The organism is Sphingomonas sp. GW821-FHT10C01, assembly GCF_059415525.1.
In genome coordinates this window covers 652,737-667,948 of record NZ_JBWKNK010000001.1, presented here as the reverse complement: position 1 = coordinate 667,948, position 15,212 = coordinate 652,737, and the positions used below count along the sequence as shown (strand labels likewise).

Annotated in this window: 14 protein-coding genes; 6 read left to right on the top strand and 8 right to left on the bottom strand. The window is 67.1% G+C overall.

Translation table 11 applies throughout. From position 1 onward, the window contains the following. Positions 1 to 154 precede the first annotated feature (154 nt). From AC07M1_RS03265 to AC07M1_RS03255, 3 genes are all read left to right on the top strand, one after another. Positions 155 to 2,896, top strand: a complete 2,742-nt coding sequence (locus AC07M1_RS03265) for a [protein-PII] uridylyltransferase (RefSeq protein ID WP_495161131.1) — start codon at positions 155 to 157, stop codon at positions 2,894 to 2,896. 78 nt (positions 2,897 to 2,974) lie between these two features. Beyond that, complete coding sequence (locus AC07M1_RS03260; protein WP_495161130.1) at positions 2,975 to 3,361, top strand: VOC family protein; 387 nt, start codon at positions 2,975 to 2,977, stop codon at positions 3,359 to 3,361. Then, positions 3,358 to 3,543 (top strand): hypothetical protein, encoded by a 186-nt coding sequence (locus AC07M1_RS03255; protein WP_495161129.1) that lies wholly within the window; start codon positions 3,358 to 3,360, stop codon positions 3,541 to 3,543. Before AC07M1_RS03260 ends, AC07M1_RS03255 begins: the two co-directional genes overlap by 4 nt. 16 nt (positions 3,544 to 3,559) lie before the next feature. Here the strand turns inward: AC07M1_RS03255 and infC are convergent, their stop codons facing one another. The 5 genes from infC to thrS all read right to left on the bottom strand — a co-directional run bounded on the left by infC (position 3,560) and on the right by thrS (position 8,522). Beyond that, positions 3,560 to 4,093, bottom strand: coding sequence for a translation initiation factor IF-3 (gene infC / locus AC07M1_RS03250; RefSeq protein WP_447728190.1), 534 nt, complete (start codon positions 4,091 to 4,093; stop codon positions 3,560 to 3,562). Positions 4,094 to 4,243: 150 nt separating this feature from the next. Then, positions 4,244 to 5,389 carry a hypothetical protein gene (locus AC07M1_RS03245; RefSeq protein WP_495161128.1) on the bottom strand — a complete coding sequence of 382 codons (1,146 nt, stop codon included), beginning with the start codon at positions 5,387 to 5,389 and terminating at the stop codon, positions 4,244 to 4,246. A 51-nt stretch (positions 5,390 to 5,440) separates the two neighbouring features. Then, on the bottom strand, positions 5,441 to 6,094 hold the full coding sequence (locus tag AC07M1_RS03240; protein WP_495161127.1) for a helix-turn-helix domain-containing protein: 654 nt from the start codon (positions 6,092 to 6,094) through the stop codon (positions 5,441 to 5,443). Then, positions 6,091 to 6,534 (bottom strand): acetyltransferase, encoded by a 444-nt coding sequence (locus AC07M1_RS03235; protein ID WP_495161126.1) that lies wholly within the window; start codon positions 6,532 to 6,534, stop codon positions 6,091 to 6,093. The genes AC07M1_RS03240 and AC07M1_RS03235 overlap by 4 nt, the downstream gene beginning before the upstream one ends. Then, positions 6,531 to 8,522, bottom strand: a complete 1,992-nt coding sequence (thrS, locus tag AC07M1_RS03230) for a threonine--tRNA ligase (protein WP_495162807.1) — start codon at positions 8,520 to 8,522, stop codon at positions 6,531 to 6,533. Before thrS ends, AC07M1_RS03235 begins: the two co-directional genes overlap by 4 nt. A gap of 285 nt (positions 8,523 to 8,807) precedes the next feature. Here thrS and recF point away from each other — a divergent pair, with 285 nt between their 5' ends. Together recF and AC07M1_RS03220 are read left to right on the top strand one after the other, a co-directional pair. Beyond that, positions 8,808 to 9,869: a DNA replication/repair protein RecF gene (gene recF, locus AC07M1_RS03225; RefSeq protein WP_495161125.1), complete on the top strand. Its 1,062-nt coding sequence runs from the start codon at positions 8,808 to 8,810 to the stop codon at positions 9,867 to 9,869. Between the two features lie 47 nt (positions 9,870 to 9,916). Further along, the gene (locus AC07M1_RS03220) at positions 9,917 to 10,975 is read left to right on the top strand and encodes a DUF5700 domain-containing putative Zn-dependent protease (RefSeq protein WP_495161124.1); all 1,059 of its coding nucleotides are present in this window, start codon (positions 9,917 to 9,919) and stop codon (positions 10,973 to 10,975) included. Here the strand turns inward: AC07M1_RS03220 and AC07M1_RS03215 are convergent. Beyond that, on the bottom strand, positions 10,972 to 11,103 hold the full coding sequence (locus AC07M1_RS03215) for a hypothetical protein (RefSeq protein ID WP_495161123.1): 132 nt from the start codon (positions 11,101 to 11,103) through the stop codon (positions 10,972 to 10,974). The two genes, AC07M1_RS03220 and AC07M1_RS03215, sit on opposite strands and share 4 nt — an antisense overlap. A gap of 2 nt (positions 11,104 to 11,105) precedes the next feature. Beyond that, complete coding sequence (locus tag AC07M1_RS03210; protein ID WP_495161122.1) at positions 11,106 to 11,258, bottom strand: hypothetical protein; 153 nt, start codon at positions 11,256 to 11,258, stop codon at positions 11,106 to 11,108. Between the two features lie 131 nt (positions 11,259 to 11,389). On the opposite strand from AC07M1_RS03210, the gene gyrB reads away from it, so the two are divergent. Then, entirely contained in the window at positions 11,390 to 13,933 is a 2,544-nt protein-coding gene (gene gyrB, locus AC07M1_RS03205; protein ID WP_495161121.1) for a DNA topoisomerase (ATP-hydrolyzing) subunit B, read from the top strand. On the opposite strand, the gene AC07M1_RS03200 is transcribed toward gyrB, so the two are convergent. Further along, a complete protein-coding gene (locus AC07M1_RS03200; protein WP_495161120.1) occupies positions 13,934 to 15,079 on the bottom strand; it encodes an acyltransferase family protein in 1,146 nt (381 codons plus the stop codon). Between the last annotated feature and the right edge of the window lie 133 nt (positions 15,080 to 15,212).

Below are 15,212 nucleotides of genomic sequence, written 5' to 3'. Positions count from 1 at the left end.
CGGGAATCCATTGGCTCTGACGTTACGGCTCGGGCCGGTTGGTCAGCCAGAATGGATCCCCGCCTTCGCGGGGGTGACGGTGAGGGACAGTGGCGGATAGGCCACATCTGAAACCATCCTAGCGCCCCGCCCGCGCTTCCCCTATCTCCGTCCCATGTCCGCGCGCTTCGACTCCGTCCCCCACCGCCGCGCGATCGTCGATCGGCGGACATTGGCGGATGAGCTGGCGGCGATCAGCGCACCCGATACGATGCGACTGCGGCAAGCGGCTGCCCTGCGGCTCAAGGCCGCGCTGGAGGCCGGCCGTGCCGAGATCGCCCGGCGGCTGGAGGAGCATCCCGCGCGCGGCCATGAGAGCGCGGCGAGCGGCGCGTTCCTGATGGACCAGCTGCTGCGCGTATTGTGGGACTTCACGCTCGCAAGGCTCTACCCCAACAGTAACCCGACCGCCGCCGAGCGCATGGCGCTGGTCGCGGTCGGCGGCTACGGGCGCGGCGAGATGGCGCCGTTCAGCGACGTCGACATCGGTTTCATCACGCCGTGGAAGCAGACCAGCTGGAGCGAGCAGGTGATCGAATCGATCCTCTATTCGCTGTGGGACATGGGGCTGAAGGTTGGGCACAGCTCGCGATCGCTCGACGAGATGGTGCGCGAGGCCAAGGCGGACGTGACGATCCGCACCGCGCTGCTCGAGGGACGTTATGTATGGGGCGACACCGCGCTCTATGACGAGGCGTCGGCGCGCTTCCGCACCGAAGTGCAGAAGGACAGCGCCCGCGCGTTTATCGCGCAGAAGCTGGACGAGCGGAACGAGCGCCACCGCAAGATGGGCGACAGCCGTTATGTCGTCGAACCCAACGTCAAGGAAGGCAAGGGCGGGTTGCGCGACCTGCACACTTTGTTCTGGATCGGCAAATATGCACACGGCGTGGTCGAGCCGGCCGAGCTGGTCGGCGCGGGGCTGTTGACCAAGCTCGAGTATCGCCAGTTCCGCCGGGCCGAGAATTTCCTGTGGGCGGTGCGCTGCCACCTCCACACGATCGCGGGGCGCGGCGAGGATCGCCTGACCTTCGACTTCCAGCGCGAGATCGCCGAGCGCATGCGCTACGCCGACCGGCCGGGCAAGTCGAAGGTCGAGCGCTTCATGCACTTCTACTTCCTGCAGGCGAAGATGGTCGGCGACCTGACCGGCGTCTTCCTGGCCCATCTGGACGAGAAGTTCGCGGCGCGCGGAAGCCGCTTCGGGCTGCCGCGCATCCGGCGATCGCCAGCGAAGCTCAAGGGCTTCGTCCTCGACCGCGGCCGGCTGGCGCTGCCGCGCGACACATTCTTCGCCGAGGATCCGGTGCGGCTGCTCGAGGTGTTCCAGCTCGCCGACCTGCACAAGCTGGAGGTGCATCCGCTGACGATGCGCGCCGCCGCGCGCGACGCCAAGCTGATCGACGAGAAGCGCACCGATCCGCGCGCCAACGCGCTGTTCATGGATGTGCTGACCAGCCCACGCGATCCCGAAACGGTATTGCGCTGGATGAACGAGGCCGGGGTGTTCGGGCGGTTCGTTCCGGACTTCGGCCGCGTCGTCGCGCAGATGCAGTTCGACATGTACCACCACTACACGGTGGACGAACATTCGATCCGCGCGATCGGATTGCTGGCGAGCATCGAGAAGGGCGACCGACGCGAGGATCATCCGCTCGCCACCGGCATCCTCGACCAGATCGCGTCGCGCCGCGCGCTCTATGTCGCGGTGCTGCTGCACGACATCGCCAAGGGGCGCGGCGGCGACCATAGCGAGCTGGGCGCCGAGGTGGCGCAGCGACTGTGCCCACGCCTGGGCCTAACCCCGGCGGAGACCGAGACGGTGGCGTGGCTGGTGCGCTGGCACCTGCTGATGTCGGCGACCGCGTTCAAGCGCGACCTTTCGGACTTCAAGACGATCCTCGACTTTGCCGAGATCGTGCAATCACCGCAGCGGCTGATGATGCTGCTGGTCCTGACCATCGTCGACATCCGCGCGGTGGGACCGGGCGTGTGGAACGGATGGAAGCGCCAGCTGCTCACCAACCTCTATGACAGCGCCGAGGAAGTGCTTCGGCTCGGCCACAAGCAGAAGGGCCGCAACGAGCGGATCGCGGCGAAGCAGACGGAACTCTCCGCCGCGATGGGCCGCGACATGAGCGCGCTGATCAAACGGCTGCCCGACGCCTATTGGGTCGCCGAGCCCGAGGACGTGATCGAGCGCAACGCCCGCTTCATCGAGCGGGTGGGCGAGGCGCAGCTGTCGGTCGAGGCGACCGTCTATCCCGATCGTGGCGCGACGCTGGTGACGGTCTATGCCGCCGACCATGCCGGCCTGTTCTATCGCATCGCCGGCGCGATCCATGCGGCGGGCGGCAACATCATCGACGCGCGCATCCACACCACGCGCGACGGCATGGCGATCGACAATTTCCTGGTGCAGGATCCGTTGGGCCGCCCGTTCGACGATCCCGGCCAGCTTGCCCGGATCGAGAGCGCGATCGCCGAAGCGCTGGCCAACCGCGCCAAGCTGACCGAGCGGCTGGCGGCCAAGCCCCTGCCCCGCCCGCGCGCCGACGCGTTCGCGATCGAGCCGGCGGTGCTGATCGACAACAAGGCGTCGAACCGGTTCACCGTGATCGAGGTGAATGCGCGCGACCGGCCGGCACTGCTCCACCACCTGGCCTATGCGTTGTTCCAGTCGAAGGTGACGATCCACAGCGCGCATGTCGCCACCTATGGCGAGCGCGCGGTCGATACCTTCTATGTGACCGATCTGACGGGCGACAAGATCAACGCGGTACTGCGGCTGAAGTCGCTCGAGCGGCGGATGCTGGATGCCGCGACCGGCCTGGGCGAGTTCGCGACGGCGGCTTGAGAGCGTATGGCGGCGTGTCCGCCTAGCCGAGCCGGGCTTTGCGCCCTAGGATCGCACCACCGGCAAGGAGATGGATCGATGGGCGTACTCGGCATGGGCGGGTTCTTCTTTCGCGCGAAGGACCCGGACGCACTGGTCGCATGGTATCGCGAGCATCTGAACATCGGCATGGGGTGCAACGCTGATGATACCAGCACGAGCGATCCCGACGACTGGTACTGGCAGACGCAGGGTGGACCGATGGTGTTCGCGCCGTTCAAGGCGGACACCGACTATTTCGCCGCCGACAAGCAGTTCCTGATCAACCTGCGCGTCAGCGATCTGGAAGGGATGCTCGAGCAGCTCAACGCCGCGGGAATCGCGATCATCACCAAGGACGAATGGGACACGCCGGAAACGGGCAAGTTCGCGCGAATCCACGATCCCGAAGGCAATGCGATCGAACTGTGGGAGCCGCCGGCATGAAGGCGGTGTGGATCGCGCTGCTCGCCGTCGGAATATCGCTGTTCACCACGTTCATCGCGATCTACGCCGCGCAGGTGAAAAAGACCCGCGACGGCGGTACCGACGCGCGCAACAACACCAGCGGCGACAGCTCCACCGCTTCGGATTGTGCTTCGGACGGAGGTGGCGGCGGCTGCGACTAGCGCAGCCGCACGCGACTCACTTGGGCGAAAGCACCATCAGCATCTGACGGCCTTCCATGCGCGGATAGCTCTCGACCTTCGCATCCTCGGCGCAATCCTCCTGGACGCGCTTGAGCAGGTTCATGCCGAGCTGGCCGTGCGACAGTTCGCGACCGCGGAAGCGCAGAGTGATCTTCACCTTGTCGCCTTCACCGATGAACTTGTGGACCGCCTTCATCTTGGTGTCGTAGTCGTGGTCGTCGATGTTCGGACGCATCTTGATCTCCTTGATCTCCTGCGTCTTCTGCGACTTGCGTGCGAGGTTCGCCTTTTTCTGCGCCTCGTACTTGTACTTGCCGACATCGAGGAACTTGGCGACCGGCGGGTCGGCATTGGGCGACACTTCGACCAGGTCGAGGCCCAGCTCCTGCGCCTGTTCCATCGCTTCACGCGTGTACATCACGCCCAGATTCTCACCCTCGTGGTCGATCACGCGGACCTTGGGCGACTGGATGAATTCGTTGAAGCGCGGGCCGGTGGGCACCGGGGGCGCGAACCCGCGCCGGGACATGGGAGGACGGATGGATGCTTCTCCTGTGACAGTTACAGACGGTTAGGATAGCGCAGGACGGCGCGGCGGGGTAGCCCCGCCGCGCCGTCCCAGCGAAATAGCCACACAGTGTGGCGCCTATGCTACGCCGATATGGGCAGGCGGTGGCGCTCAGACAAGCGGCCAGAGCTTGTCCACGGGCCGTTCCAGCACGCGCGCGGCGGCGGCGTGCAGGGTTTGCGGGGCGAGTCGCCCTGCCGCAACCGCACTCGCCAGCCATTGTTCGATATTGCCGCCGTTCTCGATCCATTTGTCGGCGCGCAGAAGCGAATAGAACCCAGCGGCAAGGACATGCATGCCGTCGTCGGCCTTGCGCCAGCGATCGGCGGGGTTGCGCGCCACCCCCAGCGCCTCGCTGATCAGCTGGTCGAGCGCCTGGCACAGATCCTCATTCAGATAGCCCTCAAGCGTGGTGTAACCCCAGCGCGGATCATGCTCGCGCACGATCCGCATCATCACCGCGTCCTTATCGAGCGTCGCCATCGCCGCCTTAGCCGCGGCGCCATCCATCGGCACCGGCGGGTGCAGCATCTCGTGCGCGGCGATCCGGACGGTGAGCGCGACGTCATAGTCGGCGGACTGCAGGAAGGTCTGGCCCTGAACCTTGATCCCGTGCGGCTTGGAGAATTGCAGCAGCACGATCGAAATCTCGGGATCGAAGGCGCGGCCGGTGAGCTTGCGCTGCCATTTGATCACATCATAGCTCGCCAGCGCCCGGGCGATCTCCGCGGCGCGCGTCTCGATCCCCGCGGTGCGTTCGGCGCGGAAGGCGGCGAAGCCCGCGTCACGCATCGCCACGAATATCCCACGCAGACGCGGCGCCTGGACGGTGAGCCAAGCCCAGTCCTTGGCATCCCAATAGGGGCTGGCCTGATAGGCGGGGCGGACGCGGCCCTCGAGATCGTCGAAATTCTCGATCACCGCGTCGATGGTCGAGAGGTCGGCGCCCGACAGGGTGGTCGATAGATTGGGGCCGAGCAGACCGTAGTCCTTGCCCGCTTCCTTCCACAGTTTCGGGATGTCGGCGCGAATCGCTTCGGGCAGCTTGGGCGCGAAGGCGGCGGCGTCGGCGGCATAATAGGTCTGGTAGAGCGGCTCGCCCGAAAGCGGACCGAGAAAGGCGAACGCGTCATGGCCTTCCGACGACCCGACCTTCCAGCGAGTGACGGGCGGCTCGGCCCGCGCGGCGGCGGGGAGGATGGCGCGGGCGGCGGCGAGCGAGCCCAGCGTGGCGGCGAGAAAGAGGCGACGGTCCATGACTGTGCTATTAAACTATAACACCAGCATCCGGCTTGAACGGACTTTGCCCTAGCGCGCCAGCCTGAGCTGGGACGGCGTGAACCCGGTGAGCGCCAGTGCGGCGCGCGCGAAATGCGCCTGATCGGCAAAGCCGTGATCGGCCGCCAGATCGGCGAGCGTACCGCGCCAGCCGGCTAGCGCGCGCACCGCGGTGCGGGTGCGCAACTCAAGCCGGAAACGCTTGGGGCTGACCCCATAAGCACGCGCGAAACCGCGGGTGACCGAGGCGGGATCGAGGTTCATCGTATCGGCCCAGCGCGTGATCGACAGCGCCGGATCGCGCCCGAGCGCGGCGGCAAGAAGGTCGGGCCAGTCGTTCGGCCCCACGAGCACCGGCGTTGCGGTGTCGCGCACCCATTCGGCGGCGGCATGGGGATCGCGTTCGGCCAGCCGCGCGACGGCGTCGGGATCGGCAAGCCGCACCGCGCCTTCGGCAAGGCCGGTGGGAAGCGGCAGGTTGAGGACGCGCGCGCCCGTCGCACCGAAGCCGTCCTGATGCGCGGACCAGCCGTGATGGATCAGCGCCATTCCCGCTTCGGCTCGGATACGCCCACCTTCACCCGCCTCAAGATAACCGCCGTCGAGCACGACCGCGACATAACCCGAATCATGGCGGTGCCGCGCCAGCGCCTCTCCGGGTGCATGGCGCGTCCAGCCCTTCATCCCGCGTGGCCGGGATGACGGAAATGGATCACCGGATAGGGTCGCCCCTGCGGGTCATGCTCGGAGCGGCCGGTGCGAACGAAGCCGCGCGCTTCGTAGAAGGGCGCGGCATTGCTCGCCTGCTCGCTGGCATCGACCAGCGCGTTGGGCGCGAGCGAGAGCGCGTGATCGACCAGCGCCGTGCCGATCCCGCGGCCATGCACCGCCGGATCGACGAACAGCGCATCGATCATCTCGCCGTCCATGACGAGAAAACCCTGCGGCCGGTCCGCACCGTCCACCGCGAGCCACAACGGCACGTTGGGCAGGAACTGCTCCGCCACCAGCTGGTCGATCTCGACCCGGTCCTCGGCGCTGAGGAACCCGTGCGTGGCGTCGACCGCTGCGCGCCAGATTTCCAGCGCGCGCGGCACGTCCGCAGGGGTTCCGGCGCGGATCATCCCACGAGGTCCGGGGGTGTCGCTTCGCCCTTGAGCCAGACGATCGCCTCGGCGAGCGGGATCACGCGCTGGCCCTCGACGCCCAGCGTGCGGATGGCGACGGTGCCCTCCTCCGCCTCGCGCTTGCCGACCACCAGCAGATGCGGGACCTTCGCCAGCGAGTGCTCGCGCACCTTGTAGTTGATCTTCTCGTTGCGCAGGTCGCTGTCGGCGCGGATGCCCGCGGCCTTGAGCCGGGCGACGGCGTCCTTCGCATAATCGTCGGCGTCCGAGACGATGGTCGCGACCACCGCCTGGGTCGGTGCGAGCCAAGCGGGCAGACGCCCGGCGAAATGCTCGATCAGGATGCCGATGAAACGCTCATACGAACCGAAGATCGCGCGGTGGAGCATCACCGGGCGGTGCCGCTCGCCATCCTCGGCGACATAGGTCGCATCGAGACGCTCGGGCAGCACGCGGTCCGACTGGATCGTGCCGACCTGCCAGGTCCGGCCGATCGCGTCGGTCAGATGCCATTCGAGCTTGGGCGCATAGAAAGCACCCTCGCCCGGCAGTTCTTCCCAGCCATATTCCGGCGTCGCCAGCCCGGCCTTCTCGACCGCGTCGCGCAGCTCGGCCTCGGCCTGGTCCCACATCTCCTCGGTCCCGAAGCGCTTTTCAGGGCGCAGCGCGAGCTTGATCGAATAGGTGAAGCCGAAATCCTTGTAGACGCGGTCGGCGAGCGCGCAGAACGCCTTCACCTCGTCGACGATCTGGTCCTCGCGGCAGAAGATGTGCGCGTCGTCCTGGGTGAACTGGCGCACGCGCATCAGGCCGTGGAGCGCGCCATGCGGCTCGTTGCGGTGGCAGCAGCCATTTTCGTAGAAGCGCAGCGGCAGATCGCGATACGACTTGATCCCCTGCTTGAAGATCAGGATGTGCGCCGGGCAGTTCATCGGCTTGAGCGCCATCCAGTCGGCGTCGTTCGAGACAATCGGGCCGTCATCCTCGACGTTCGGCACCTCGTCGGGGATGACGAACATGTTCTCGCGATACTTGCCCCAGTGCCCGGACTGTTCCCACTGGCGCGCGTCCATCACCTGCGGCGTCTTGACCTCGCGATAGCCGGCGCCGTCGATCGCACGGCGCATATAGGCCTCGAGCTCGCGCCAGATCATATAGCCCTTGGGGTGCCAGAAGACGCTGCCATGCGCCTCCTGCTGGAGGTGGAACAGGTCCATCTCCTGCCCCAGCTTGCGGTGGTCGCGCTTGGCGGCTTCCTCGAGCTTGTGGAGATGCGCGTCGAGCTGCTTCTTGTTGAGCCAGCCGGTGCCGTAGATGCGCGTCAGCTGCGCATTCTTCTGGTCGCCGCGCCAATAGGCGCCGGCGACGCGCATCAGCTTGAACGCCTGCGGATCGAGCTTGCCGGTCGAGGCAAGGTGCGGGCCACGGCACATGTCGAGCCAGTCGTCGCCCGACCAATAGACCGTCAGCTCCTCGCCCTCGGGCAATTCCCTGGCCCATTCGGCCTTGAAGCTCTCGCCCTCGGCCGTCCAGCGGTCGATCAGCGCCTGACGGCTCCATACTTCGCGGCGGAGCGGTTTGTCGGCGCGGATGATCTCGCGCATCTTCTCCTCGATGGCCGGAAGGTCGTCCATCGAGAAGGGGTCGCGCGAGGCCGGGGCCATCACGTCGTAATAGAAGCCGTCGTCGGTCGCCGGGCCGAAGGTGATCTGCGTGCCCGGGAACAGCGCCTGCACCGCTTCGGCGAGGACGTGCGCGAAATCATGGCGCGCGAGTTCGAGCGCGTCGGCTTCGTCGCGCGAGGTCACCAGCGCGAGTTGCACGTCCTGTTCGAGCGGGCGGCCGATATCGCGCAGCTCGCCATCGACGCGCGCGGCGATCGCCGCCTTGGCGAGGCCGGGACCGATCGCGGCGGCGATGTCTGCTGGGGTGGTGCCGGGCGCGACTTCGCGGACCGAACCATCGGGAAGCGTGACGGAGATCATGTTCATTTCGGCAATCCTGTTTGGTGCGCCTTACACAGCGGACGGCGCCGGGAAAAGCTGGCGCGGAAAAGTCCGGAGCGGAAAACAGGTGCCGTGCGCCCTCACCCGTCACCGGGAGAGAGACCGCCGCGGCTAGATGCGCGTGCGGCTCACCCGGTCGCCCCGGGTGGTGGTAGTGAGAAAGACGCGCGCTCGATTCGGCATAGGAGGAGAGATAGCGCGCAATCGTCGCCGATCAATGGCGGTCGCTTCCGCTCCTGCTTCCGCATCGCTACAGGCGGTCGAATGGCCCTTGCCCGCCTTGTCCTCACCGACTTCCGCAACCACGCCGCGGCGACGCTGACGCCCGGTGCCGGCTTCGTGGTGCTGACCGGCGACAATGGCGCGGGCAAGACCAATGTGCTGGAGGCCGTCTCGCTGCTCGCGCCCGGGCGCGGGTTGCGCCGGGCGCCCTTGCCCGAAATCGCTCGCCAACGCGGAAGCGGCGGATTCGCGGTGGCCGCGACCCTGGTCGAGAGCGTCGAGATCGGCACCGGCACGCAGGCGAACGCGCTCGAACGGCGGGTGGTCCGCGTCAACGGCGCGGCGGCGGCCGCGACCAGCCTCGCCGAATGGTTGACGGTGCTGTGGCTGACCCCGGCGATGGACCGGCTGTTCGTCGAGCCGGCGAGCGAGCGGCGACGCTTCCTCGACCGGCTGACGCTGGCGCTGGCGCCGGGGCATGCGCACCACACCGCGCGCTACGAAGCGGCGATGCGCGAGCGCAACCGCCTGCTCGGTGCCGAGGAACCCGCCGATCCCGACTGGCTGACCGCGCTCGAGGCGCGGATGGCCGAGCATGGCGCGGCGATCGATGTCGCGCGGCGCGGCGCGGTCAAGGCGCTGGCGGCGCGGCTGGAGGGGCAGCCCGAGGGTCCGTTCGCCCGGGCGGGACTGATGCTTGAGGGAGAGGCCGCGCCGGACCTGGCGCAGGCGCTGCGGGCGGGCCGGGCGCGCGACGCCGCGGCGGGACGCACGCTGACCGGACCGCACCGCCAGGACCTCAGCGTCACGCATCTGGGCAAGGGGCAACCCGCACAGCTCTGCTCGACCGGCGAGCAGAAGGCATTGCTGCTGGGCATCGTGCTCGCCCATGCCGAGCTGGTCGCCGACCGCACCGACCGCGCACCGATCCTGCTGCTCGACGAGGTCGCCGCGCATCTCGACCCCAGCCGCAGGCGGGCGTTGTTCGAACGGCTGGCGGGGCGCGGACAGGTGTGGATGACCGGGACCGAACCCGAGCTGTTCGAGGGGATCGACGAAGCCACGCGCTATACGGTGCGCGACGGAGCGATCACGCCGGTCTGAACGCCGCACCACTTTACGATTACACCCGTAGTCAGTACGATCGGCGCATGACCAGATCCGCTTCCATGTGGCTGGCGACAGCCTTCCTGCTCGGCACGTCCGCTGCGTGCGGGTCTCCACAGACCCCGGCCCGGGTGCAGGTATCGCTCGACATGGACGAGGCGCGCGCCGCCGTCGCGCTGATCGAAGCACTGGCCGCGGGCCGCACGCCGGATGAGGCGAAATGGCAGGCGCTGTTCGCGAGCCAGGGGTATCGGCGCCTCAAGCAACGCGAGGCGGCGATGAAGCGCGACTTCACCGACGCCGAGTTCCGCGCCTTCCTGTCCGCGCCCGAAACACGCGCGCGCGCCGCCTCGCTTCGCGCGGCGCTCGACCGGTGGCGGGTCGATCCCAGCGGCGCGGCGGCGGCCAGGGCGCTGGCCTACCTCCCTCCCGGAACGACGCTGCGCGCGACCATCTTTCCGATGGTGAAGCCGAAACCGAACGAGTTCGTCTTCGACCTTGCCGGCGATCCGGCGATCTTCCTGATGCTCAATCCTGCCGTGCTGCCGGAGAAGGCCGCCAACACGCTCGCGCATGAACTTCATCATATCGGCATGGGCGCAGCCTGCGGTGCCCGGTCGCCGGACGGCGAATCCGCACGCCGGTTGCTGCTTGGCTGGCTCAGCGCCTATGGTGAGGGGCTGGCGATGCTCGCGGCGGCCGGCGGCCCGGCAATCCACCCTCATGCGGACAGCGATGCGGGCGAGCGCGCCGAATGGGATCGCAACGCCGCCAGTTTCGCGACGGAGATGGCCGAGCAGGACGCATGGTTCCGGTCGGTCCTCGCCGGGACCGCGGGGGACGAAGCGGCGATCGCCGCGAAGATGCGCGGCTATTTCGGCACGCAGGGCCCCTGGTACACCGTCGGCTGGCGCATGGCGCGGACCATCGAACTCAACCTTGGCCGCGCACGGACGATCGACGCCTTCTGCCGTCCGGCGACCCTGCTCGCCACTTACAATCAGGCGGCGGCGCTACAGGAGAAGCGCGGCGGAACCCGCCTGCCCCGCTGGGACTCCACGCTCGCCGCGCGCCTTGCCGGACCCGACGGGGCGCCGCGTTAGCGCCTGCGCCGCAGCGCGCCACGATGCGTGAGCTGACCGCGTCGCTCCAGCAGCGCCATCCGCCCGGTATAGCCGATCGCGAAGATCATGAAGGCGATCGTGACCGCGAAAACGAGCAGCGCGTCCATGATCACGCGCTCCACATCGCATGAAGGGCGGCGATCAGCGTGATCCCGGTGACCATGCCGAGGATAAGCTCAAGCGGCTTGCAGGCGCCGAGCCAGTCGGTGATCGCTTCCCATCGAGTGCGGTGAGCGCGGACCAGTCGTTGATGACGTTCCATGCCGCATTAGATGGCCCAGACCCGCGTGAACTTGCCACGGCGAACCCGCCCCGCTGCCGTTAAGTTTCCATAAGCGCGCCGGCGCCACCGGATAGCCCATTTTGCTTCCGTTTCGTGACTCGCGACCCTATATGCTCGGCATGGAATCGAACGATCAGAACACCCCCGAAAACCTCCCCAACGCGAACAGCTACGGCGCCGACAGCATCAAGGTCCTGAAAGGCCTCGACGCGGTGCGCAAACGGCCGGGCATGTATATCGGCGACACCGACGACGGTTCGGGCCTGCACCACATGGTGTTCGAGGTTTCGGACAACGCGATCGACGAGGCGCTGGCCGGGCATTGCGACAAGATCATCATTCAGCTGAATCCGGACGGCTCGGTCTCGGTCGAGGATAATGGCCGCGGCATCCCGACCGGGATCCATGCCGAGGAAGGCGTGTCGGCGGCCGAGGTCATCATGACCCAGCTCCACGCGGGCGGTAAGTTCGAGAACACCAGCGACGACAATGCCTATAAGGTATCGGGCGGCCTGCACGGCGTGGGCGTGTCGGTCGTGAACGCGCTGTCCGAATGGCTCGACCTCAACATCTGGCGCGACGGCGAGGAGCATTACATGCGCTTCGCCTATGGCGACGCGACCGCGCCGCTCAAGGTGATCGGCAAGGCGCCCGAGGGGAAGAAGGGCACGCGCGTGACCTTCCTCGCCTCGACCGAGAAGGTTCAGGGCGACGGCGGCACGTTCAAGAACCAGATCGAATTTGACTTCGAGAAGCTCGAGCATCGCTATCGCGAGCTGGCGTTCCTCAATTCGGGCGTGCGCCTGTTCCTGCGCGATGCACGGCACGAGGAAGTCAAGGAAATCGAGCTGTTCTACGAGGGCGGCATTGCCGCGTTCGTGAAGTATCTCGACCGCAACAAGTCGCCGCTGTTCCCCGATCCGATCTCGGTCACCGGGCAGCGCGACGATATCGGCATCGACGTCGCGCTGGAGTGGAACGACTCCTATTATGAGAACGTCCTCTGCTTCACCAACAACATCCCGCAGCGCGACGGCGGCACCCATCTGGCGGCGTTCCGCGCGGCGCTGACGCGCACGATCAATAACTATGCCGACAAGTCGGGTCTCCTGAAGAAGGAGAAGGTCACCCTTACCGGCGACGACATGCGCGAAGGCCTCACCGCGATCGTCTCGGTCAAGCTGCCCGACCCCAAGTTCAGCTCGCAGACCAAGGACAAGCTGGTCAGCTCGGAAGTCCGCCAGCCGCTCGAAGCGCTGATGGCCGACAAGATGTCCGACTGGCTCGAGGAAAACCCGGCACTGGCCCGCGCGATCATCCAGAAGGTGATCGACGCCGCCGCCGCGCGCGAGGCCGCGAAGAAGGCGCGCGAGCTGACGCGGCGCAAGGGCGTGATGGACATCGCGTCGCTGCCCGGCAAGCTCGCCGACTGCCAGGAGCGCGATCCGGCGAAATCCGAACTGTTCCTGGTCGAGGGTGACTCGGCAGGCGGATCGGCCAAGCAGGGCCGTGACCGGCATTTCCAGGCAATCCTGCCGCTGCGCGGCAAGATCCTGAACGTGGAGCGCGCGCGCTTCGACCGGATGCTGGGATCGAAGGAAATCGGCACGCTGATCCAGGCGATGGGCACCGGCATCGGCCGCGACGATTTCAACCTCGAGAAGCTGCGCTACCACAAGATCGTCATCATGACGGACGCCGACGTGGACGGCGCGCATATCCGCACGCTCCTGCTCACCTTCTTCTATCGCCAGATGCCCGAGATCATCGAGGCCGGGCACCTCTACATCGCCCAGCCGCCGCTCTACAAAGCGAGCCGGGGCCGGTCCGAAGTGTACCTCAAGGACGATGCCGCGCTCGACGACTATCTCGTCGAGGCGGGTGTCGGCGGCAACCGGCTGGAGACCAATGAGGGACCGCGCTTCGGCGAGGATCTGGCCAAGCTGGTCGAGCATGCTCGCCGCATGAAGACCCTGATGCGCTATGTCCCGCGCCGTTACGATCCCTCGATCATCGAGGCGCTGGCGCTGGGCCGTACGCTCGACCCCGAAGCAAGCCGCGAGCAGCGCGGCGAACGGCTGGCGGCGGTGACGAAGCGGCTCGACCTGACCGACGAGGATGCGCGCTGGTCGGCGCGCGTCACCGAGGATGGCGGCTTCCATTTCGAGCGGCTGTGGCGCGGCGTGACCGATCACCACATCATTGAAGCGGCATTCCTGACCTCCGCCGAAGGACGCAAGCTCCACACGCTCGCCGCGGAACAGGCCGAAAGCTATGCGGCGGTGTCGAAGCTCGTGTCGATCAAGGCCGCACAGGCCGAGGACGCCGCAGCCGCGGAAGGCGACGATGAGGAGCCCGTGGTCGCGGCCAAGGGCGAGACTTTGGTCGCACGGCCGAGCGAGTTGCTCGACGCGATCCTCGCCTCAGGTCGCAAGGGCCTGTCGATCCAACGATACAAGGGGTTGGGCGAGATGAACGCCGAGCAGCTGTGGGAAACCACGCTCGATCCGCAGAACCGCTCGATGCTGGTCGTGGCGATCGATCAGGCGGACGTGGCGGACGAGATTTTCACGCGCCTGATGGGCGACGTGGTCGAGCCGCGCCGCGAGTTCATCCAGGAGAACGCGCTGAGCGTCGCCAACCTCGACGTGTGATCACGTCGAGGCGCGGTGTGCCTTCAGCCAGCGGCGCAGGCGTCCGGTATTGGCCTCGGTGACCATCGAGAAGCCATAGGCGAAGAACACCGCCGCCATGAAGGCGAGGCCAACGAAGAGAAGCGACGTCAGCGTCGGCGCCAGCCGCGCGGCTCCGACCTCGATCCCGGCGATCATCGCGACCAGCGGGAAATGGGTGACGTAAAGCGAGAAGCTCGCGCGCCTGCCGAAATGGGCCAGGGGTTCGAGCAGGTTCGGGAAGTACGGCCGCACCGCCAGCAGCGCGGCAACGAACGCCGCGAACGCGAGCGCGACCGGAAATTCCCAGCCGAGCACCGGGGCGAGACGTGCCCAAGCAAGAACCGCCAGGCTGACGATCGCCGTGACGGCCAGCGTGACGCGCCGGTTCAGCAACGCCTGCGCGATCCCCTTGCGTTCGATCACCCGCACCAGCACGCCGAGCAGCCAGCACAGGAAGCCGAGCAGCATCGCCGGGTACCAGAAGAAGATCGCCATGGTGAGCAGCACCGGCGCCGGCCTGCGTGTCTTCCAGAGCAGGATCAGCGCCGGATACCAGAGATAGAACCACCATTCCCAAGCGAGGCTCCATAGCGGCCCATTGGTGCCCAGCGGATGCACCAGCGTATCTTGAAGGAAGAACAGATTGCCGATCCACACCGGCCAGGCGAGGTTCGCGGCGACATCGGTGCGCAGGACATAGGTGTCGGTGAGACCGAGATGAGTCGGCGTGCGGAGCCAGAATGTTCCCACGATATCCAGCGCGCCGCCGATCAGCAGCGCGGGGATCAGCACGATCCAGATGCGCGACAGGCGATCGGACAGGTAGCTGCGCCAGGTCCAGCCCCGCTCAAGCCGCTGCTCGACCGATCGCGCGATCCAATAGCCGGACAGGACGAAGAACAGGATGACGGCGGCGTGCGAGAACCCCGCGACAAAATAGCCGACCCGGGCCCAGAGCGGCGCATGCCCGTCATAATCGGCGATGACGAGATGCCAGGCGTGGGCGAAGGCGACGGTCGCGGCGAGCAGCGAGCGGGCCGCATCCAGATAGGAATAGACCGCGTCGCCATGCGGCGCGCCACCCTCGCCGCCGGTTGCGGCCCCCGATTCTGTCTCAACCCCCATGGTTGCACATACGCTGTAATCACCGCCGTCCCTTGCACAAGCGATTTGGCGAAATGCACGCGGATGGTCGCGGATTCCGGGCAATGTGGCGCTGAAAGGATTGCCGCCCGGCGCACTTGGCTGTTTCACCCGT